General features: G+C 38.2%; 21 protein-coding genes. 17 read left to right on the top strand and 4 right to left on the bottom strand.

The genetic code is table 11. The annotated features are described in order from the left end of the window. Positions 1 to 127: 127 nt before the first annotated feature. Together J6836_RS05255 and J6836_RS05250 are read left to right on the top strand one after the other, a co-directional pair. A complete protein-coding gene (locus J6836_RS05255; RefSeq protein WP_219247436.1) occupies positions 128 to 1,795 on the top strand; it encodes a methyl-accepting chemotaxis protein in 1,668 nt (555 codons plus the stop codon). Positions 1,796 to 1,952: 157 nt separating this feature from the next. Then, complete coding sequence (locus J6836_RS05250) at positions 1,953 to 2,795, top strand: MBL fold metallo-hydrolase (RefSeq protein WP_219247434.1); 843 nt, start codon at positions 1,953 to 1,955, stop codon at positions 2,793 to 2,795. A gap of 97 nt (positions 2,796 to 2,892) precedes the next feature. Here the strand turns inward: J6836_RS05250 and J6836_RS05245 are convergent, their stop codons facing one another. After that, the gene (locus J6836_RS05245; RefSeq protein WP_219247432.1) at positions 2,893 to 3,282 is read right to left on the bottom strand and encodes a nuclear transport factor 2 family protein; all 390 of its coding nucleotides are present in this window, start codon (positions 3,280 to 3,282) and stop codon (positions 2,893 to 2,895) included. A 676-nt stretch (positions 3,283 to 3,958) separates the two neighbouring features. On the opposite strand from J6836_RS05245, the gene J6836_RS05240 reads away from it, so the two are divergent. The 3 genes from J6836_RS05240 to aes all read left to right on the top strand — a co-directional run bounded on the left by J6836_RS05240 (position 3,959) and on the right by aes (position 6,651). Further along, positions 3,959 to 4,168, top strand: a complete 210-nt coding sequence (locus J6836_RS05240; RefSeq protein WP_219247430.1) for a hypothetical protein — start codon at positions 3,959 to 3,961, stop codon at positions 4,166 to 4,168. Between the two features lie 728 nt (positions 4,169 to 4,896). Further along, the gene (locus J6836_RS05235) at positions 4,897 to 5,220 is read left to right on the top strand and encodes a helix-turn-helix domain-containing protein (RefSeq protein ID WP_219247428.1); all 324 of its coding nucleotides are present in this window, start codon (positions 4,897 to 4,899) and stop codon (positions 5,218 to 5,220) included. Positions 5,221 to 5,682: 462 nt separating this feature from the next. Next, on the top strand, positions 5,683 to 6,651 hold the full coding sequence (aes, locus tag J6836_RS05230) for an acetyl esterase (protein WP_219247427.1): 969 nt from the start codon (positions 5,683 to 5,685) through the stop codon (positions 6,649 to 6,651). Positions 6,652 to 6,970: 319 nt separating this feature from the next. Here the strand turns inward: aes and icd are convergent, their stop codons facing one another. Next, positions 6,971 to 8,224 carry an NADP-dependent isocitrate dehydrogenase gene (icd, locus tag J6836_RS05225; RefSeq protein WP_219247425.1) on the bottom strand — a complete coding sequence of 418 codons (1,254 nt, stop codon included), beginning with the start codon at positions 8,222 to 8,224 and terminating at the stop codon, positions 6,971 to 6,973. A gap of 530 nt (positions 8,225 to 8,754) precedes the next feature. Here icd and J6836_RS05220 point away from each other — a divergent pair. The 9 genes from J6836_RS05220 (at position 8,755) to J6836_RS05180 (ending at position 17,476) form a co-directional block, all read left to right on the top strand. After that, entirely contained in the window at positions 8,755 to 9,408 is a 654-nt protein-coding gene (locus J6836_RS05220; RefSeq protein WP_219247423.1) for a hypothetical protein, read from the top strand. A gap of 131 nt (positions 9,409 to 9,539) precedes the next feature. Further along, positions 9,540 to 10,196: a 23S rRNA pseudouridine(2457) synthase RluE gene (gene rluE / locus J6836_RS05215; protein ID WP_219247421.1), complete on the top strand. Its 657-nt coding sequence runs from the start codon at positions 9,540 to 9,542 to the stop codon at positions 10,194 to 10,196. Next, positions 10,189 to 10,638 (top strand): NUDIX domain-containing protein, encoded by a 450-nt coding sequence (locus J6836_RS05210; protein ID WP_219247420.1) that lies wholly within the window; start codon positions 10,189 to 10,191, stop codon positions 10,636 to 10,638. The genes rluE and J6836_RS05210 overlap by 8 nt, the downstream gene beginning before the upstream one ends. 135 nt (positions 10,639 to 10,773) lie before the next feature. After that, a complete protein-coding gene (mnmA, locus tag J6836_RS05205; protein ID WP_219249392.1) occupies positions 10,774 to 11,877 on the top strand; it encodes a tRNA 2-thiouridine(34) synthase MnmA in 1,104 nt (367 codons plus the stop codon). A 2-nt stretch (positions 11,878 to 11,879) separates the two neighbouring features. Further along, positions 11,880 to 12,506 carry a high frequency lysogenization protein HflD gene (gene hflD, locus J6836_RS05200; RefSeq protein WP_219247418.1) on the top strand — a complete coding sequence of 209 codons (627 nt, stop codon included), beginning with the start codon at positions 11,880 to 11,882 and terminating at the stop codon, positions 12,504 to 12,506. A 17-nt stretch (positions 12,507 to 12,523) separates the two neighbouring features. Continuing rightward, positions 12,524 to 13,894: an adenylosuccinate lyase gene (gene purB, locus J6836_RS05195; protein ID WP_219247415.1), complete on the top strand. Its 1,371-nt coding sequence runs from the start codon at positions 12,524 to 12,526 to the stop codon at positions 13,892 to 13,894. A gap of 238 nt (positions 13,895 to 14,132) precedes the next feature. Continuing rightward, positions 14,133 to 14,807, top strand: a complete 675-nt coding sequence (gene phoP / locus J6836_RS05190; protein ID WP_219247413.1) for a two-component system response regulator PhoP — start codon at positions 14,133 to 14,135, stop codon at positions 14,805 to 14,807. A gap of 1 nt (position 14,808) precedes the next feature. Continuing rightward, positions 14,809 to 16,266 (top strand): two-component system sensor histidine kinase PhoQ, encoded by a 1,458-nt coding sequence (gene phoQ, locus J6836_RS05185; protein ID WP_219247411.1) that lies wholly within the window; start codon positions 14,809 to 14,811, stop codon positions 16,264 to 16,266. Positions 16,267 to 16,351: 85 nt separating this feature from the next. Then, positions 16,352 to 17,476, top strand: a complete 1,125-nt coding sequence (locus J6836_RS05180; protein WP_219247410.1) for a ribosomal protein uL16 3-hydroxylase — start codon at positions 16,352 to 16,354, stop codon at positions 17,474 to 17,476. A gap of 122 nt (positions 17,477 to 17,598) precedes the next feature. Here the strand turns inward: J6836_RS05180 and pepT are convergent, their stop codons facing one another. Continuing rightward, positions 17,599 to 18,834, bottom strand: coding sequence for a peptidase T (gene pepT, locus J6836_RS05175; RefSeq protein WP_219247408.1), 1,236 nt, complete (start codon positions 18,832 to 18,834; stop codon positions 17,599 to 17,601). A 390-nt stretch (positions 18,835 to 19,224) separates the two neighbouring features. Between pepT and J6836_RS05170 the strand changes: the two genes are divergently transcribed. Then, positions 19,225 to 19,935 (top strand): SDR family oxidoreductase, encoded by a 711-nt coding sequence (locus tag J6836_RS05170; RefSeq protein WP_219247406.1) that lies wholly within the window; start codon positions 19,225 to 19,227, stop codon positions 19,933 to 19,935. A 52-nt stretch (positions 19,936 to 19,987) separates the two neighbouring features. Here J6836_RS05170 and cobB read toward each other — a convergent pair whose 3' ends face one another. Further along, entirely contained in the window at positions 19,988 to 20,821 is an 834-nt protein-coding gene (gene cobB / locus J6836_RS05165) for a Sir2 family NAD+-dependent deacetylase (protein WP_219249390.1), read from the bottom strand. 327 nt (positions 20,822 to 21,148) lie between these two features. Here cobB and J6836_RS05160 point away from each other — a divergent pair, with 327 nt between their 5' ends. After that, positions 21,149 to 21,637, top strand: a complete 489-nt coding sequence (locus J6836_RS05160; RefSeq protein ID WP_219247404.1) for a TIGR00645 family protein — start codon at positions 21,149 to 21,151, stop codon at positions 21,635 to 21,637. Between the two features lie 142 nt (positions 21,638 to 21,779). Beyond that, a complete protein-coding gene (locus tag J6836_RS05155; protein WP_219247402.1) occupies positions 21,780 to 22,325 on the top strand; it encodes a class IV adenylate cyclase in 546 nt (181 codons plus the stop codon). Positions 22,326 to 22,358: the final 33 nt, after the last annotated feature.

Below are 22,358 nucleotides of genomic sequence, written 5' to 3'. Positions count from 1 at the left end.
GACTATATATAACATTTTAGCCTATTGGACAGCTTTGATTTGTGCCTGGTTAACAACGTTATGTCTGAAAGTCGTTATTTGTATGTATTCAAAGCATACTGCTCGATGGTATGAAAGGAAATAATCAATGATGTCTGATACTTCAAAAAAAATTAAATTCAACTCGGCTAAATTTACCTTCACTGGCCTCAAAACGACGACGTTAGTCTGGTTTATTTCAGGATTGCTGATCGTTCTGCTACTGTCAACTTGCTGGTTTTTCTTTAGCTCGTTAAAACAGTATCAAGCAACACTCAATGATCTAGATATAATTTATAACGAGCAAACTGAATTGAACAATACGTGGCAGTCTTTACTTCAAGCACGAAATACCTTAAACCGTGCAAGCTCTCGCCATTTATTGATCATCAATAAAATGAAAACCTCGAATACTGACATCGACAGTCTTATTCAGTTTTATCATCAAAAAATGACACAAACCAACGCATATTGGAAAAGTTTTTCTGAAAGTTCCATGTATCAAAACAGTGAAGCTTTCACTGATTTAGAAAAATCTTACAACACATTATATGCAGCACTGAATGAGCTTTCTGTCTTCTTAATCGAAGGCAAAACCTACGATTTTTTAAATCAACCCACACAATCATTCCAAGACGCATTTGAAAAAAATTACATAAATTATCATCAACAACTTATTACACGTTACCACGACATTGCCGCCTCAAGCGAAAAACTTTATAACCAAAGCATCATTGGTCTTATTGTGATCATTACAATAATCACCATTGTCACACTGTTCATTCGTTTTATTTTGCAATTTTTCTTTATCCGCCCTCTCAACCAAGTTATTGATGGTATCGAAAAAGTTAGTCAAGGTATTCTTTATCATCAGTTTGATAATAAAGGCCTTTCTGAAATAAAACTACTTAAAATGCATGTCTCTAATATGCAAAGTAAGCTCATTGAAATTGTAAAAAATATCTATGATAATACTCACCATATTAAAGTTGAGTTGAATGATATCACTCAAATGAACCACGATTTATCCATCCGCGCAGACCAACAAGCAGCGGCAATTGTTGAAACGGCCGCCAGCGTTGAAGAATTAGACTCTTCATTCAAACTCAATACGGCACACACAAATCAATCTTGTCAGCTCATGTCTGCAACGAGTCTCACCATAGATAAGAGCAATGAGCTAATTTCTGATGTTGTTGAGAATATGGATGATATTGTCGACTTTTCTAAAGAAATCAGCAAAATTACCTCTACGATTGATAATATCGCCTTCCAAACGAATCTGTTGGCGTTAAATGCTGCTGTCGAAGCTGCTCGAGTCGGTGAACATGGGAAAGGTTTTGCCGTCGTGGCTAATGAGGTTCGTGAATTATCAATTAGTTGTACACAAGCATCCAAAGAAATTAAATTACTCATTAATAATTCAAATGATAAAATTAATCATTGTTTCCAATTGGCTGCGGATGCTAACGATAATATCGTCTCTATCGCTCAGGATACCTCTAATATTAACGAGATGATCCAAAGCGTTGCCCTTGCTTCTAATGAACAAACTCACGGTGTGAGCCAAATCCACCTTGCTATCAATGAATTAGATAACACAACTCAGGCGAATGCTTCAATGACACGTGAATTACAATCTTCATTAAAAGCACTCGAATCGCAATCCGATTTATTGGAAAAGATTATTTCTATTTTCCACGTTGAAGCCAAAGAGACACAAACATCTGACATCACTGAGCAGAAAAAAGATCTAAAAATTAAAAAGCTTCACTAAATTAAATTATTAAACCACTGGGCGCTATTCATAGTGCCCATATTCTTATTTCCTTTCGTATATTTTTCTTTCGCTCGTGTTTCCCTGCCATTGAATATTTCCAACAAATAATCTGATATAACATATATCGATTATTTCGAATAACAACGAGCCCACTATGACAATTAAAATTACCGTTCTGGTTGATAACAACACACTCATCGACAGCTATTTCTGCGGTGAGCCAGGTGTCTGCTATCACATTGAAGCTGATGGCAAAAAAATATTATTTGATACCGGTTACTCTGACATTTTTATTGATAATGCCCATACACTTAATATTGACTTAGCCGACATCACTGACCTTGTGCTTTCACATGGCCACAATGACCACACATGGGGATTAGGTCATTTAATCCAGCATTTTGACCGTCGTAATGTTGAACAAAAACAACCCAAGCACCTTATTTATCATCCTGATGCATTAAAACTAAAACAATTTCAATCGAAAGTGATTGGTGCGAATACGCCAAAAAATGTACTTGATGCTTATTTCACATGCGTTGAATCTATACAACCATATTATTTGTCTGACAATATTATATTTTTAGGCCAAATACCTCGAAATAATAACTTTGAAGGAAAGGCCCCTATCGGTATCACTCTGGATGAAAACCAACAGCACGTCGATGATTATGTCCTTGATGACACCGCTCTCGCAATAAAAACAACAGCCGGACTGATTGTGATAACAGGCTGTTCTCATTCAGGTATTTGCAACATTGTTGAATATGCAAAACACGTCACAGGTATCAATAAAATTGTCACAGTGATTGGCGGTTTTCACTTACAACAAGCCTCTGATGATATTTTAGAACAGACGAGTAACTACTTTAACCAGCAGGATTTATTACACATCCACCCATGCCACTGCACTGATCTTGCGGCCAAAATACATTTAGCTAAACATACCCCAGTTAAAGAAGTTGGCGCTGGCTTACAGCTCACTTATCCACGTTAACAAACTCGCCCAGCAAGAAGCTGGGCATTTACTTTGCAGTTAATCTGACAAACAAAAATTATTTTTCTACCCTTCAAATTACTTAGGTATAATTACGTTAAGTTCGTGAACCCAAGTCTCGGTCGGATTTGCCGCCTTGGATCATTCGCGTCAGCTCTTCACAACGTACGATTTTATTATCTAAGATAGTAAAACAGGCAAATACTTCATACTCACTGTAAGAACCGTCTTTTTTCAGTGCCTTTGCAAAATGTTGAGTATGAACGCAGTGATCACCCTCCGCGATAGATTTAATTGTTATCGTAATTGATTCAGTTGCTTCCTTTAATACCTTCATATGCGTAACAAACTCATCAAAGTCAATTTCTTTACCATCAACAACTTGAATGTAGTTTCTAGAAAAAAACTTTTCTATAACAGGTATTGAGCCGATTTGCTTTCCTAATACAGAATCTAAAGCCTGTCTAACCAACTGTCTATTTCCCACAAGTGGCCTCTTGATTTTTTATAAATGTCGCTACTTTGATATATGTTGTAAATCAGTTATTTCAAGGGAGTTTTTTATACATATACAACCGCCAATTTGTATAGCCAACCTCAATATGTTAAAAACCGAATAGGGATTTTACTTTTTAACATTTAAATACACTTATTAAGTGGCTTCTCCTTATCTTGGCCAAAAACATTCTACCTCATTGTTTCATATCAATTTAGTTCTATTTTTCTATCCAATATCCAATCGTTATCACTTTTTATTTTTACTCTAAACTGGATTAAAAGATAAACACTGATATGATCCATTTGCTGACTTAGATGATCGGCACTTTATAACTATAATTATACAGATACATTTCCATTAGATACCCCTGCTTGCAGGGGCTTTTTTTATGAAAGTAGTACCTCGTTAAAATACCATGCCTTCCAGTTATACTTGGGTAACAGACCTTTTTTATAAAATCAGTTGTATAAACAGATGAAAAATTTTCTCTTTTCACTCTACTACTCTGTAGATGTCTTCTTTCTATAGGTAGAATTTTATTGTCTCCTTCATACTACTCGTTACAATATTTAACCCTTTGTTAAGGTAATTCATGGCTGTTTAACGTAGAGTCGTATTAATTTTTGTAAAACCACCATTCAAAATTTTACAATAAGGCGGCACTATGCGATTCAACTTAACTCAAATAAATATTTTAGAAGAAAACACGAGAACAATTGGCTTAGATATCATTCTAACTGGAGATGATAAATCTGTTCACCATTTAAGAATTGATGTCAAAGGGCTCGATATGATGAACCTCACCTTGAGAGAAATTGAGAAGCAAGCGATTAAACTGGCTAAACATAATTTTGAACATTGCTCTAATGGATAAGCCTGCGTATTTCACCAACACGGCTCTGATACATCATGCGATAGATTAATTCAGCCTAATACTCATTTTTTCAGAGCCCCCTTCTATCCATTTAACTCATTTCATACTGTCTAAAAATATTAGTAGCTATCATTACATTACTACCATCAAGTTTTAAAATAACATGCCGATAAACTAAACTATTACGCCCAATTTTGATATATAGTAATGATACATTTCAATATACTGACTCTATTCCTAAGATAAAATAAAGCCATTCGCTCCTATTTTATAAAAATAGTTGTAACAAATCATTTCCAATGGTAAATATATATTTCACTATTGTTCTTTTAATGTGAAAAATAATAAATAATTTTGTATAAAATAAATAAAAATGAATGATTCAAATAATGAATAAATAAAACTCCATACAATAATTATAAAATACCAATTCATATTGGTATTTATTTATACATAAAAAAATGCTATCGCGAATACTCGCATTAAGAGTATTCGCGATAGTCAACACAAATATAGGAAAAAATGCATAAAAATAAGATATTAGTTGATAAACTTATTTTTCAATATGTTACTGTCAATACATTATAATTTCAATCAACTGTTTGAAATCCATCAATAGTTTAAATCGATTAAAAATAGAGTAACAAATGTTTAAAACGATTGTACTTGATGTAAATATTTGACTAGTTTTTTGTCTCAGAAAATTCTTAATAAAAATAGAGGTTAATATGGATCGCGCTATTTTAAATAGCAAAGTTAATACCTTAGTGGGAAATTATTTAAGACAAAAACGTATTGAAAATGACATGACAGGTGCTGAAGTTAGCGAACTACTTAATGTTAGCCAACAACAAGTTTCACGTTATGAAAATGGTATTAACACCATTTCATTTAGCTTAATACTACTATTTCTCATGAAGCTTAATATCAGTGTAGAATCATTTTTTGTTTCTTTACTTAAAGAACTGGAAAATGAAGGTGAAATTATGGATTTAGGGTTAAAACTATACTTAAATCCATCACCCCAAAAAAATCAATACCTTTATATATAAGAATATTGCATTCAACACTTAATAGCTAAATTAGAAAACATAAATGTTAAGAAACAATAAAAACCTTGGTTTACACCTAAAAAAGACAAGCACATTAAAGCATATTTCAGCGAATGAAATGGCAGAATTACTATACATACCAACAGAATATTATTTAAGTTATGAAAATGGCGAGAAAACCATTTATACAGACCATTTGTTTCATATATCTAAAATTTTAAATGTCGACATTCGCTAGTTAATCAACACATATTTAGAATAATTAATTTATCGTATTTAAAAGCCAGAGGTTTATTAAGACCTCTCGCCTTTAAAAATTAATCTGCTAATAAAACTTCTCCTTTAAAAGCTAATGAAATATCAATATGTAATAAAAAATATCGATTTTAATATTGGATAACAAGGTCACATCTTAATACTCTAAATCACCTACAATAAAAATGATGATGGTAGGAGAAAAAAATGAACCCGAAAAATAAAGTAAACGTGCTTAAACTCATTTCAACAGAAATGAACAAAGTCATTGATTTTTATTCAAAAAACACATCTAACCCACCTAAAAACACCGATTTATCATCATTACGTGATGCTTATAATGAAGATAGAAAATATTGGAATGCTGATGCACCAACCATGCAATCAATCTATGATACCAGCATCCAAACCCCTTATGGGACCGTTCTCACACGTATATTTCAGCCTGTAATCAATACGCCAGCTACATTATTTTATATCCATGGTGGCGGGTTTATTTTGGGTAACCTTGATACCCACGACAGGATAATGCGTTTATTAGCATTATATACGGGCTGTACTGTCATTGGTGTTGACTATTCTTTATCCCCTGAAGCTCGCTACCCACAGGCAATTGAGGAAATATCTACGGTATACCAGTTTTATTCTCTTAATGCCGAAAAGTATAATATTAATATGAGTCAGACGGGATTTGCAGGCGACTCTGCTGGGGCTATGCTGTCATTAGCAACAACTCTTTGGCTTCGTGATAATAATATCGTAAATCATGAAATTAAAGCTAATTTACTTTGGTACGGGCTCTATGGCTTACAGGACTCAGCGAGTCGTCGCCTTTATGGCGGGGAATGGGATGGCTTAACACAAAAAGACCTAGAAAGTTATGACAATGCATACCTTGGTGAGTTAGGAGGCCGAGATGCGCCATACTACTGTTTATTCAATAATGATTTAACTGATAATATTCCACCTTGCTTTATTGCCAGTGCGGAATTTGACCCACTTTTAGATGATAGCTCTGCATTATTTAATACATTAAATGCCAATAAAATACCGTGCAAATATAAAATGTACCCAGGTACATTACATGCATTTTTACATTATAGCCGCATAATGAATATTGCCGATGAAGCAATTCGAGATGGTGCAGAATATTTTAAAGAACAACTTATGCAATAAGCACTAAACAATAGCCTCCGAATTAAAACGTTATAATTCAATTTGCTATACTCCATTCTTTACTTAATGGTTGCAAGTAAAATGACTTTATAAAATAAAACAGAGGCGATTATGTTAATCACACTAAGAGCTGTTACAAAAAACGATGACCCCATTTGTCTTTTAGACGTATCTGATAGGGCAAGGAAATTATATTACTTCAAACCCTTGGTCGCTAATTGAAGGCGCTTATAATAATATTTTTTGCAGAAGAATATTTCTAGACAATAAAAAAACGGGAGTTTTTAGGCTCCCGTTATTAATCACACCACGTAATAAATTACATGTGTTTAATCATTGCATCGCCGAATTCGCTACATTTCAGTAATTTAGCGCCTTCTAACTGACGTTCGAAATCGTAAGTTACAGTTTTAGCCGCGATTGCGCCTTCCATACCTTTAACGATTAAGTCAGCGGCTTCAGTCCAACCCATATGGCGCAGCATCATTTCAGCAGAAAGGATAATAGAACCTGGATTTACTTTGTCCTGACCTGCATATTTAGGTGCAGTACCGTGAGTTGCTTCGAACAATGCACACTCAGAACCGATGTTAGCGCCAGGTGCAATACCGATACCGCCAACTTGTGCTGCTAATGCATCAGAAATGTAGTCACCGTTTAGGTTCATACATGCGATAACATCATATTCCGCAGGGCGCAGCAGGATTTGTTGTAAAAATGCATCTGCAATCACATCTTTAACGATGATGTCTTTGCCAGTTTTAGGGTTTTTAATTTTAACCCATGGGCCACCATCTAGTAATTCGCCACCGAATTCTTCTTGTGCTAATTGGTAACCCCAATCTTTAAACGCACCTTCAGTGAATTTCATAATGTTGCCTTTATGAACTAAAGTCACTGAATCACGACCGTTATCAATTGCGTATTCAATTGCAGCACGAACTAAACGTTTTGTTCCTTCTTCTGAACATGGTTTGATACCGATACCACAATCTTGTGGGAAACGGATTTTTGTCACGCCCATTTCATCTTTCAGGAATTTAATCACTTTGTCAGCTTCTGCGCTGCCAGCTTTCCACTCAATACCTGCGTAAATATCTTCTGAGTTTTCACGGAAGATAACCATATCAGTCAGTTCAGGTTGTTTAACTGGGCTTGGTGTGCCTTTGTAGTAACGTACTGGACGTAAGCAGATGTACAAGTCAAGTTGTTGACGCAGTGCAACGTTCAAAGAACGAATACCACCACCAACTGGAGTTGTTAAAGGACCTTTAATTGAAACGCGGTAATCACGGATTAAATCGAGAGTTTCTTCTGGTAACCAAACATCTTTACCATAAATTTGTGTAGATTTTTCGCCAGTGTAAATTTCCATCCAAGAAATTTTGCGCTCACCGTTGTAAGCTTTCTTAACTGCCGCATCAACCACTTTTAACATTGCTGGAGTGACATCAACACCAATGCCGTCACCTTCGATATAAGGGATAATTGGGTTGTTCGGAACGTTTAGTTTGCCTTTTGCATCAATGGTAATTTTAGCGCCTTCTGCCGGAACTACTACTTTGCTTTCCATTAACCTCTCCTTTCACTTGCGTATTTTGCTTGTTAATTTTTTGTAAGAGACGTGTCAATACTACTGCAATCTGCGTCGAACGCCAATGATTACTCACCTAAGCTTTAGTATGGATCGCATTAAACGCACTAACACGTGAATAAAAACAGAATAATTCCCTATAAAATCATATCATTACTGAAAAAGATAACTCACTCATACCCTACAAATCATCGAAACCCAATAACACTACCTTGACGACTTTGAAACTCAATTCACATTAATTTTATCTGGAATAACATTAATAAACATTCGAATTGCTCACATAAATTAAGTTGCTTGTTATTTTTTCCTTTAATAAACAATAACTTTAATTAACAAATCATCAATTTATTACTTTTATGATTTTAATGTTTTTAATCTCTGGTGAAGGTGAACAATAAGTACACCAAATAAGCTAAGAAATAACTCCCACTAATAAACATCGTAATATAGCCAAATATAAAATGAATATAAAATCATTAATAACCAACTCATAAAAAGGTGATTATATGAAAAAACTTTCTATTTTTATTCAAAAAAAGAAAAATGAATATGCTCAACACCCTTTTTTCTTAAACCCCATCGACCCGCAGCTCCCTATAGCAGAATCTCTAGAGTTTCTGCCTAAGATAGCCTTTTTTATTATGAGCTTTGGTGATTTAAATAAATTTATTTTGCCTTTTACTTTTCCACAAAATGCGTTAGAGGTCGCCGTTAATACACACGCACTTGAAGATGAAAATCATTGGCCATGGTATCTCAGTGATTTATGCACATTAAAAATGAATAAGTCACAACCTATAACAGACACTCTAGCGTGGCTGTGGTCACCACAAATGGAAGCGAATCGTAAACTCACTTACCAACTCATTGAAATGTTATCAAACCAGCCTGCAAAAATTCGATTAGTCATCATTGAATCAATAGAAGCCACAGGTCGTGTATTTTTTACTTATTTAAATAAAATTGCACAACATTCCCCTAATGCGTTAGTTTATTGTGGTGATCTTCATTTAAGTCGTGAAAGCGGTCATACCATGGGTAGTGAAGTTGAACTTATTGATACTATTCCTTTTAGTCATCAAGAATATACAATCTGCTTAGGTCTCATTGAACGAATATTCGATATATTTAATGAGTTCATTGATGAGATCAGCGAATAATTAATTAAAATATGAGTCATAACGCTTTGTGACTCATATTTCCCTACCTCCTAAGAATATTTTTTTTCGTTGATTTCCATTATACTTTCAGGCGTACCTTTTTACTGGCACTACTATCTGGCTAACGATAAATGAATATACCCCCTAAGAAACGGGCTAAATTTGGCTCATCCCCTATAAAACAAAAACACGCCAAATCCACTAAGCATTTAGCAACTTCAGCTAGTCACCAACCCGCTAAAGTACGCAAAGTTATTCTATTCAACAAGCCCTTTGATGTACTGCCACAATTTACCGATGAACAAGGCCGCGACACCTTAAAAAACTATATTCCCATTACTGATGTTTATGCCGCGGGTCGCCTTGATAGAGATAGCGAAGGCTTGTTAATTCTAACTAATGATGGAAAATTGCAAGCGCGTTTGACACAACCCCAGAAAAAAACAGGGAAAATATACTATGCTCAAGTAGAAGGTATCCCTGATGAAAGCGCATTGGCACAATTTCGCCAAGGGCTGATGTTAAATGATGGCCCTACACTTCCCGCAGGAGTAGAGTTAGTTGAAGAACCCAAATGGCTGTGGCCTCGCAATCCGCCAATAAGAGAACGCAAAAATATTCCAACAAGCTGGCTTAAAATTACCTTATATGAAGGCCGTAATCGGCAAGTGCGCCGCATGACGGCAAATATCGGATCCCCGACACTACGTTTAATTCGCTATCAAATGGGTGAATTTAACTTAGGGGATTTGTCAGTAGGTGAATGGATGGAGGTCAACGTTGTTTAAACCCAATGTCACTGTCGCAACAATTGTGCATGCTGAAGGCAAATTTTTGGTCGTTGAAGAGTGGATCAATAATAAGCCTACCTGGAACCAACCCGCAGGGCACCTAGAGGCCAACGAAACCCTCTTGCAAGCTGCTGAACGAGAATTACTTGAAGAAACGGGTATACAGGCTATGCCAACTCAATTAATTCAAATCCACCAATGGATAGCGCCAGATAGTACGCAATTTATTCGTTTTTTATTTGCCGTCGAACTTGATGCTATTTGTGAAACCCACCCGCAAGATAGCGATATCGCCTGTTGTCACTGGGTCGACGCGCAAGACATTTTAGAAAGTGACTGCCTGCGCTCCCCTTTAGTCGCTGAAAGCTTGCGTTGCTTTCAAACTGGCAATAATTATCCACTCGATATTCTTTCAGCTTATGGCACTCACTATCAATAACGCCCTTTTGCTTGGTGAAATAGTCATCAAGCAATAATATTCTCTCTAACTCTGGTGCAACAAGGGGTCAACATGCTAGAGTATGGGGCTTGATTTTTCCGCATTGAGACTATTTCCATGTCAAATAACAGTACCATGTCAGATAACAGCCAGAAAAAAGTCATCGTCGGTATGTCCGGTGGTGTTGACTCATCCGTATCCGCCTATTTGCTCCAACAGCAAGGATATCAGGTGGCTGGTCTGTTTATGAAGAACTGGGAAGAAGATGACGATACGGAATATTGCTCCGCAGCAACTGACCTTGCTGATGCACAAGCGGTATGTGACAAACTCGGTATCGAGTTACACACCATCAACTTTGCCGCTGAATATTGGGATAATGTATTCGAACATTTCTTAACCGAATACAAAGCAGGCCGCACGCCAAACCCTGACATTCTGTGCAACAAAGAAATCAAATTTAAAGCCTTTTTAGAATTTGCCGCTGAAGATTTAGGGGCTGATTATATTGCTACAGGTCACTATGTACGCCGCCGTGATGTTGACGGGAAAAGCCAGTTACTCCGTGGTTTAGATGGCAACAAAGACCAAAGCTATTTCCTGTATACACTCAGCCATGAGCAAGTGGCAAAAAGCCTGTTCCCTGTCGGTGAACTCGAAAAACCTGAAGTCCGCCGTATTGCAGAAGAAATCGGCTTAATCACCGCAAAGAAAAAAGACTCAACGGGAATTTGCTTTATTGGCGAACGTAAATTCCGCGATTTCCTCGGCCGCTACCTCCCTGCTCAACCAGGCCCAATTGTCACGGTTGATGGTGAAACAATTGGTCAACACGAAGGCTTGATGTATCACACATTAGGGCAACGTAAAGGCTTAGGCATTGGCGGAACGAAGGAAGGCTCGGAAGATCCTTGGTATGTTGTCGATAAAGATGTTGAAAACAATATCTTAATTGTTGCACAAGGCCATGAGCATCCGCGTTTGATGTCTATCGGCTTGATTGCACAGCAATTAGACTGGGTTGATAGAGAAACACTAACCCAACCGTTGCGTTGTGTGGTCAAAACGCGTTACCGCCAAGGGGATATCCCTTGTATAATTACGCCTATAGATGCAGAGCGAATCGAAGTCACATTTGATTACCCTGTTGCTGCTGTCACCCCGGGGCAATCTGCCGTGTTTTATATTGACGAAGTCTGCCTTGGTGGCGGCATTATTGAAACCCGTATTCAGGAGTAGTTGTGGCGAAAAATTATTACGACATTACACTGGCCTTGGCGGGGATCTGCCAAGCAGGTGCTATGGTTCAAAAGCTGGCCCATGAAGGCATTTGCCTTGATAGCGATGCCGAAACGATGGTCAATAGCCTAACCAATATGAACCCAAACTCCACGTTAGATGTGTATGGTAATGACCCTGCAAATCTCAAAACGGGTTTAGGTGCAATGTTAGGCATGTTAACGGGTGGTAATAGCGGTTTATCCGCCGAAATGACGCGTTATATGCTGAGCATGATGGTCCTTGAGCGCCGTCTGAATAAAGACGATGAAGCAATGAATAAGCTTGGGCAGCGTATTGAGCAATTTGAACGTCAAGCTAGCTATTTTGAACCACTCTCTGAGGGCGTATTCAATGCGTTAGCAGGTATTTATGTTGATGTCGTCAGCCCTGCAGGCCCTCGAATCCAAGTTACAGGTTCTCCTGACATTCTGAAAAACACTTTAGTTCAAGCTAAAGTTCGTGCAATTCTGCTTGCAGGAATTCGTTCCGCAGTACTTTGGCAGCAAGTAGGTGGAAGTCGCATCCAACTTATGTTTTCTCGTAATCGTCTGGCAAATCAGGCGAAAGAAATTTTGTCTCACCTTTAAATCTGGAGTTGCTACCAATGGAATTATCCTCACTGACCGCTGTATCCCCGATTGACGGCCGTTACGGTGATAAAGTCAGCGCTTTACGCACTATTTTTAGTGAGTTTGGCTTACTGAAATTTCGCGTGCAAGTTGAAGTTCGCTGGCTGCAAAAACTGGCTGCAACCGCTCAAATCAAAGAAGTTCCTTCATTTGATGCTGACGCAATCGCTTACTTAGATGAAATTGTCGCGAACTTCTGCGAAAAAGACGCGATGCGGATTAAAGAAATTGAACGCACAACCAACCATGATGTTAAAGCTGTTGAGTATTTTCTTAAAGAAAAGGTAGAACATATTCCTGCTCTGCATGCTGTTTCTGAATTCATTCACTTTGCATGTACATCTGAAGATATCAACAACTTATCCCATGCATTGATGCTCAAAACAGCACGTGAAGAGGTATTATTACCTCAATGGCGTCAAATTATTGATAAAGTTAAAGCAATGGCACATGAATACCGCAACCTGCCACTGCTCTCTCGAACTCACGGTCAACCAGCGACACCATCAACGATTGGTAAAGAATTTGCCAACGTTGCTTACCGTTTAGAGCGTCAATTCCGCCAACTGCAACAGGTTGAAATTTTAGGTAAAATCAACGGTGCAGTCGGTAACTACAATGCACATATGGTTGCATACCCAGAAGTAAACTGGCACGAATTTAGTGAAACTTTTGTTACCTCACTTGGCATTCAATGGAACCCATTCACCACGCAAATCGAACCGCATGATTACATTGCTGAACTATTTGACTGTGTCGCGCGTTTTAACACGATTGTGTTAGATTTCGACCGTGATATTTGGGGTTATGTCGCATTAAATCACTTTAAACAGAAAACTATCGCTGGTGAAATCGGCTCTTCCACCATGCCGCACAAAGTTAACCCTATCGACTTCGAAAACTCAGAAGGTAACTTAGGCTTAGCTAATGCAGTTTTAGGCCATTTGGCAAGCAAACTGCCTGTCTCCCGTTGGCAACGTGACTTAACCGACTCTACTGTACTGCGTAACTTAGGTGTTGGTTTAGGCTATGCCTTAATTGCCTATCAATCTACCATGAAAGGCTTAAACAAGCTGGAAGTTAACGAACAGCACTTACTAGACGAATTAGATCAAAACTGGGAAGTATTAGCTGAGCCTATTCAAACTGTTATGCGCCGTTATGGCATCGAAAAGCCTTATGAAAAGCTAAAAGAATTAACCCGTGGTAAGCGCGTTACCGCAGAAGGCATGAAACAGTTTATTGATGGTTTAGAGCTACCAGAACATGAAAAAGTGCGTTTAAAAGCAATGACACCTGCTAACTATATTGGTTACGCTGTCACTTTTATTGATGAACTAAAATAATCTTAGTTTATTTAATCAGGCGGTCAATGTACCGCCTTTTTTTATTATCACTGCTTCTATATTAGCCATATATACCCCAAAACCGCCTTATCACTCGAAAAAAACCGCTTTTTTTTTGATTTGTTTGACTTATATTTACTTAATCCCTTGTCGCGGCTGAGATCTCTTTTTACCATTGCAGTTCTAGTGCTACTATCATCTTGGCAGACACTATCTCTTTTTACTATGAGGGTTTCAGATGCGTATTCTTATCGTCGAAGACAATGCGTTACTTCGTCATCACTTAACAGTTCAACTTAAAGAACTGGGTCATCAGGTTGATTCCGCTGAAGACGCAAAAGAAGCAGATTATTTTTTGCATGAAAGCTGCCCTGACATCGCCGTTGTCGATCTAGGCTTACCCGATGAAGATGGTCTATCAATGATCAAACGTTGGCGCAGTAATCATGTGAATATCCCCCTCTTAGTACTGACTGCTCGTGAAAGTTGGCAAGAAAAAGTCCAAGCTTTGAATAGTGGTGCAGATGACTACGTCACCAAACCTTTTCAACTGGAAGAGCTTGTGGCGCGTATGCAGGCATTAATGCGCAGAAACAGCGGGTTAGCCTCACAAGTATTAGAGTTAGGTAATTTTGTTATTGACCTATCCCGTAAAGAATTCACCGTAAACGGCGAAGCCGTTAAACTCACTGCATTTGAATACACCATCATTGAAACCTTACTACGTAACAATGGCAAAGTTGTCAGTAAAGACTCATTAATGCGCCAACTTTATCCAGACGCAGAGCTCAGAGAAAGCCATACCATTGATGTTTTAATGGGTAGATTACGTAAGAAAATTCAGCAATTTCATGATGATGAAGTTATCGTAACGGTTCGTGGCCAAGGCTACCGTTTTGATGTGAATGGCTAATATGTGGCTAAGCAAATTTAAAGTTAAACCACTTTCGTTGCGTGCTCGGTTTTTGTGCGCAACTTCGGCTGTTATTCTTGCATTAACCCTGTCCTATGGCATCGTGGCCATACTTGGCTATTTAATTAGCTTTGATAAAACAACCTACACCCTACTACGAAGCCAAAGTAACCTTATTTACAGCCTAGCTCAGTGGCAAAACAACAAAATTGACATCCGTGTTCCTCCAAATTTTACGCTGAATAACCCTACACTTGTTATTATTTATGATGAACAAGGACAAGTATTATGGCGCCAACGCGATGTGCCCAGTGTCGAACGGCTGATCCGTAACGATTGGCTGAAAAAAGAAGGGTTATATGAGATTGACACTGATATCCGTGAAACTCGCCAACTCCTTGATGACAATCCAGAATATAATAATAAGCTGGATAAAATGGAAACTGACGATGAACCTCTCACTCATTCCGTTTCCGTAAATCAATATGCCGCAGGTGAGAACCTTCCTCCTTTAACTATTGTCGTCGTTGATACTTTACCGCAGGATTTACAAAACACAGGGTTAGTGTGGGAATGGTTTGGTTATGTATTACTGGCTAACCTTATTTTGGTTATTCCCTTACTATGGCTTGCTGCCTATTGGAGCTTACGTCCAATTAAATCCTTGGTTTCTCAGCTCAGTAGTCTTGAAAAAGGCGAACGAGATACCCTTGATGAAAACCCACCTTCTGAGCTTAGGGGCTTAGTGCGTAATTTAAATATCTTGTTAACTAACGAACGAAAACGTTACAGCAAATACCGCACGACGTTATCTGATTTAACCCATAGTCTGAAAACCCCACTCGCCGTTTTACAATCCACACTACGATTGCTACGTTCAGGTAAACAAATGAATATCGATCAAGCTGAACCAATCATGTTGGAACAAATTGGTCGAATTTCACAGCAAGTTGGTTATTATTTGCATCGGGCATCGACACAAGGCGATGAAAACTTAATGCTTAGAGAGATTTCATCTGTTCCATCAATCTTAGATAGCTTAGCAAGCGCACTACATAAAGTTTATCAACACAAAGGGGTTTCTATTACCGTCGATATTTCCCCAGAAATCACTTGGCTAGGACAACCGAATGATTTCATGGAAGTGATGGGCAATATTATGGAAAATGCTTGCAAATATTGTTTGGAGTTTGTAGAGGTTACTGCCATCGTTGAGCAAGATAGCCTCACATTAATTGTAGATGATGATGGCCCAGGTGTTCCTGAAAGCAAGCGTGACCTGATTTTTGTTCGTGGACAACGTGCAGATACACTTCGCCCCGGCCAAGGGTTAGGGTTATCCATCGCGGTAGATATCATTGATCAATATGATGGGGCTATCACCATTAGTGACAGCCCTCTCGGTGGGGCGCGTTTAACCGTCACATTTCGCCAGCAATCCATGATTGAAGATAGCTAATCTGTGATGTGAGTCCGTTTAGCCCCTACTTTGCAAACCATTTCAGGTATACTATTTAAGATGTTTTTTTACTAGGGACAATAAGATGGACTATACACTCAATCTTGACTGGCAGAGTTTTCTCGACAGTCATTGGCAGAAGCGCCCACTGCTTATCAAAAAAGGGTTCGCGCGTTTTATTGATCCTATCTCACCAGACGAGCTTGCTGGTTTGGCGATGGAAGATGAGGTTGATAGCCGTTTAGTTAGCCATAAAGAGGGGATTTGGCAAGTAGGTCACGGCCCATTTGAAAGCTATGATCACCTCGGTGAAGAGAATTGGTCTATTTTAGTGCAAGCAGTGGATCATTGGCATCACCCAAGCGCAGCATTAATGAAGCCGTTTCGTGTCCTGTCAGATTGGCGTATGGATGACTTAATGATTTCATATTCTGTTCCTGGTGGTGGTGTTGGCCCTCACCTTGATCAATACGATGTATTTATCATTCAAGGGGAAGGCCGTCGCCATTGGCGTGTTGGGGAAAAAATCCCAATGAAACAGCATAGCCCTCACCCTGACCTTCTACAAGTGCAGCCCTTTGACGCTATCATCGATGAAGAGATGGAACCCGGTGATATCCTGTATATTCCACCTGGATTCCCACACGAAGGCTACGCTATCGAGCCCTCGTTAAACTATTCTGTTGGTTTCCGTGCACCTAATACACGCGAACTGATGAGCAGCTTTGCTGACCATTTAATTTCGAATGATTTAGGCAGCTATCGCTACAGCGATCCTGATTTATCGTTCCGTGATAACCCTGCTGAGATATTACAGGGTGAACAAATCAAACTGCGTGAAATGATGGAGTCACTGATTAACGACCCTGATTTGTTCCGCAAATGGCTAGGTGAGTTTATTTCTCAATCACGCCATGAATTAGACATTGCACCACCAGAGCCACCTTATGAACACGATGAAATCTATGATTTGCTGAAAACTCAGGAAGAGACCTTATATAAACTCAACGGTCTTAGAGCATTACGTGTTGGCGACCAGTTTTTCATAAATGGTGAATGCTTAGAAACCACCTGCTATGAAGCCGCAGACAGCTTATGTCGATATGACGCTGTAAATAGCCAAACACTGGGTGACGCTATTGATGATGTCAACTTCATCGCGCTTATAACAGCCTTAGTGAATAACGGTTATTGGTATTTTGACGATTAAACCGTAAATTTAACGTTATTTATTACTCAAAGCTCATCATACTGATGAGCTTTTTTAATTTTAAGTCATAAAAAACGCCCAGAATATTATGTTCTGAGCGCTTTATTTAATTGATTTAACTATTATTGCTGTTTTGCATGAATAGCAGTCAGCTCCGCAATTCGCATAATAACGTCTACAGCCTGCTCCATACCTTCTTGGGTAATGAATTCATGTTTACTGTGGAAATTATACCCTCCAGTAAAAATATTTGGGCAAGGTAAACCGCGATGAGACAACTGAGCGCCGTCTGTTCCACCTCGAATAGGCTGAACAATAGGTTCAATACCACAATCAACCATGGCTTGTTTTGCTAATTCAACAACATGTGGGTATTTCATCACTTCTCGATGCATGTTGTAGTAGGTATCGTCTAATGTCAGCTCGATATAGCAGCTTGGGTGTAGATTTTCCCCTACCTTTTCAGCAATACGAATAATATTTTTCTTTCTTGCTTCAAAACTGGCGAGGTCAAAATCGCGAATAATGTAGTTTAACTCTGCCTTTTCTACCGTTCCCTTTATAGATGTGAGATGGTAAAAACCTTTATACCCTTCTGTATTTTCAGGGACTTCATCTGCTGGTAACATTGAATGAATGCGGTTGGCTAAATTAAGCGCATTTACCATTACCCCTTTTGCATTACCTGGGTGGGTATTGTTCCCTACAATTTTGATCCCTACGTTTGCCGCATTGAAATTTTCATACTCCAATTCCCCGACTCCACCACCATCAACGGTGTATGCCCACAATGCATCAAACTGTTTAAAATCAATATGACGAGCACCGCGGCCAATTTCTTCATCTGGGGTAAACGCTATACAAACCTTGCCATGAGGAACATTATTGCCTTTTAAACGCACGAGGGCCGTGATTATTTCAGCGATCCCCGCTTTATCATCCGCACCTAATAACGTTTTACCATCGGTCATGATTAGTGTTTTACCAATCATTTCATGCAACACGGGGAACATGACTGGTGATAACACTTCGTCACCAATACCCAGAGCAATATCACCACCACGATAGTTTTCTAAAACTTGTGGGCAAACATTTTTACCTGAAAAATCAGGCGCTGTGTCTAAATGAGAAATAAAGCCAATAGAAGGAACATCCCAATCAACGTTCGATGGCAAAAAGGCCATCAAGCAACCTTGGTCGGTTAACGTCACTTGGTCAAAGCCTAATTCATTCAGCTCTTTCGCTAGTGCTCGGGCAAATTTTAGCTGGCCTGTGCTACTAGGTACTGTTTTTGCATTCAGTTTTGATTGTGTATCAAAAGCAGTATATTCAAAAAACCGCTCCAAGAGTTTGTCCATACCCATCCCCCTAAAATATCAATAGTCATATTATGGGAAAGATCACAGATTCAATTATTGTTTCAAATCAGCTTTGCGGTTATTGCTGGTGCTTTTTTATGATAATTCGTAAATTATATTTAATTCACTCATTTTATTTTTTACGTCTGTTGCCATTTTATCCGCAAAAGTACCCATAAATAATAAGGATAATACTCTATGAGTATTTTTTAATCTAAAATAATTTATTTATTTCTTACCTAAAATGTCAAATTAAGTTAACTGTTAACCAACAACTGCATTATTAACCAATTATTTTTTAAACAACTGTGCTATATGAGATAAATAATTATTTGCTTGCAATTTAGCAAATAAATCACATCAAGTTATTTTTAGGTAGTTAAGGATACTATGTCAAATACTTGTTTAATTTATGGTGTTAGCAAAGGATTAGGTAAGGCACTTGTTGAAGGTGTACCTAGCCCTAATGATGTTATTTATGGGGTTTCTCGCTCAAAACCACCATTTGAGCAGGCCAATTTTCATTGGATCCCAGCGGATTTAAGTGATAACCAGTCAGCCAATATAATTAAAGATGCTATTAAGCAGCAACCCATTAATACCTTAATTTATAATGTTGGTATCTGGGAAAAACTCGCATTTAGCGATGAATACCGGTTTGAAACAAGTGATGATATTGAAATACTGAATATGATCCAAACCAATATCAGTGCTTGCTTGCTCAATCTGAAAGCATTATTACCCAACTTACGTTTAACAAAAAATAGCAAAATTATCTTAATTGGTTCTACATGGGGGCTAGATAACCATAAAGGCAAAGAAGTGACCTTTTCAGCCACAAAATATGCGCTTAGAGGCATTGTTCAGTCATTAAGAGAAACGTTAAGAGAAGATAAAATTGCTATTTCAATACTTAATCTAGGTTATTTAGCAACTGAATACCCGTTATCTTTACCTGTAGATGATGTGATTGAACAAAGTGAAGGCCAATTGATTCCACTACAAGATGTGATTAATGCTGTACGTTTTATACTCAGCACTAGCAATGCAACTTGCGTAAAGGAAATCACTATGCCAGCCATGATGGATGAAAATGTTTAACTGTATTTAATAAACAAACGATTAAAAAGGGAAACACTCGTTTCCCTTTTTTTTATTGTGCGGTGTCTTTAACCTGCAATTGCATTATCAGCTGATTGATATATTCCACCACGACTTGACTTGCCAACCCATAATGTTTTTCATCGAACTCACTTTCAACTTGGCTTGGTTCTAAGTTAAGTTCAACTGTATGCGCACCATGCAATTTCGCCTCATGGACAAAACCTGCTGCTGGATAGACATGCCCAGAGGTGCCGATAGAAATAAAAATTGCCGCATTTTCAAGGGATTGATAAATATAATCCATACCAATAGGCATTTCACCAAACCACACTATATGTGGCCGTAGCGGTTGAGGAAATTGGCAGCAATGGCAGCGGTCTTCCGTGGTCAAATCCCCTTTCCATTCCAAAACTTGGTTGGACCAATTACAACGCACTTTTAATAATTCGCCATGCATATGAACAATGCGTTTACTTCCCGCCCTCTCATGCAAATTATCAATATTTTGTGTGATCAATAAAAAGCGCTCACCCAGTAACTCTTCCAGTTGTGCTAACGCAAAATGTGCTGCGTTGGGTTTGATATTTTCCTGCTGAAGTTGTTTGCGTCTTTCATTATAAAAACGCTGTACTAATTGAGGGTTTCGCTCAAAACCTTCTGGAGTAGCAACATCCTCAACACGGTGCTCCTCCCACAACCCATCCGCAGAGCGGAATGTTTGAATGCCTGACTCAGCTGAAATACCTGCACCCGTTAATACGACAATATTCACTTTTTTCATATCGTTAAGTCTGTTATCTATATAAAAAGACCGGTTGCGGAGCCGCTGCCGACGTACACACTTGTTTTTACGCATTTTTTTTAGTCTATGACGATATCGCAACATCAAAAACTTCCCTTCATCCATGCAACCAATGCATAACAATCTAGACAGCAAACTGAAAACTGCCCCTGTTAATACACGACTTTTCTATATTATTTAAACATTAATACACTAGAGCGCATCACACAGATGAATGCAAATAAAAATATCGAGGGTATCGATTTTGTCACCTTTTTATCATAAATATTTCATCATTTTCTCATGATTGAGCCACAAAAATTACACAACTGTAAAACAATAAAAAAACCTTTCTTGATAACACCGCATACAGTTAAAATACCCACCGCAGATTTTACAGCGATATTTTTTATCATTTAAAGGAGTTTCATGGAAAAGTTTTTCGAAAGGGCAATGTACGCTTCACGTTGGATTTTAGCGCCTATCTATTTTGGGCTGTCACTGACATTATTAGCTTTAACGATTAAGTTCTTCCAAGAACTCTACCACATCCTACCTAATATTTTGTCCATCCCTGAGGCAGACTTAATTCTCACGCTGCTCTCATTGATTGATATGGCGTTAGTGGGTGGCTTATTAGTGATGGTGATGTTTTCAGGTTATGAAAATTTTGTATCCCAAATGGATATTCCTGACAGCAGCGAAAAACTAGGCTGGTTAGGCAAAATGGATGCCTCTTCCCTGAAAAACAAAGTTGCTGCTTCAATTGTGGCAATTTCATCTATTCATTTGCTGAAAATCTTTATGGATTTAAAAAGCGTCGAAAATGACAAACTCATGTGGTACGTCATTATCCACCTGACTTTTGTACTGTCAGCCTTTGTCATGGGCTACTTAGATAAAATGACAAAAAAATAATTCACACTTTGTTTTTGTGCCTATTTTTCATATGAATAGTAGGCACCCTACTCATTTTTATCACACCTTTAACGCTATGCCATTCCTCCCATTGTGTTACGATTATCCCTAAATAATTTGATGGCACAATAAGGACGTTAATATGAGCGATCATTTCGTGGGTAAATATGAAGCAGAAATTAAGTTTCGTTTAGCCGATCACGCTGTATTCCTACAAAAAATTAAAGCTAACCACGCAGAACCTTTTACCGAAAATAATTCAGAAACAGATTATTTCTATGAAAGTACTGACCTTCCTCTTTCAAACAATAATATCAGTATGTGTGTTCGTGAGATGGTGCCATCAGGGATCAAGCTTTGGATAGTCAAAGGCCCTTTATCTTCAGAATGCAAAGCCATTAATATCGATGACTGCCAACACGTAAAAAATATGTTAGTCACTTTGGGTTATCATTGTCATTTAACGACGACAAAAGTCCGTAGCATTTATTTCCTCGAGGATGTCCACATCACAGTAGACCACCTTGATGGCATCGGTTGGTTTGCTGAGTTTGCCATCATGACAGACGATGAAAGCCTGCTTGAACACTACTATCAAAAATTAATGTCGGTAGCAAAAGGGTATGGTTTTACGGAAGAAATGATTGAAAAGCGCAGCTATAAGCAAATGTTTTTAGAAAAAAGATAAGAAAAATGCCAACGTACCTTTCACCTCGGTGAA

Origin of the sequence: Providencia sp. R33 (assembly GCF_019343475.1) — a bacterium.
Classification (GTDB): domain Bacteria; phylum Pseudomonadota; class Gammaproteobacteria; order Enterobacterales; family Enterobacteriaceae; genus Providencia.
This window is presented reverse-complemented; position numbering and strand designations above follow the sequence as displayed.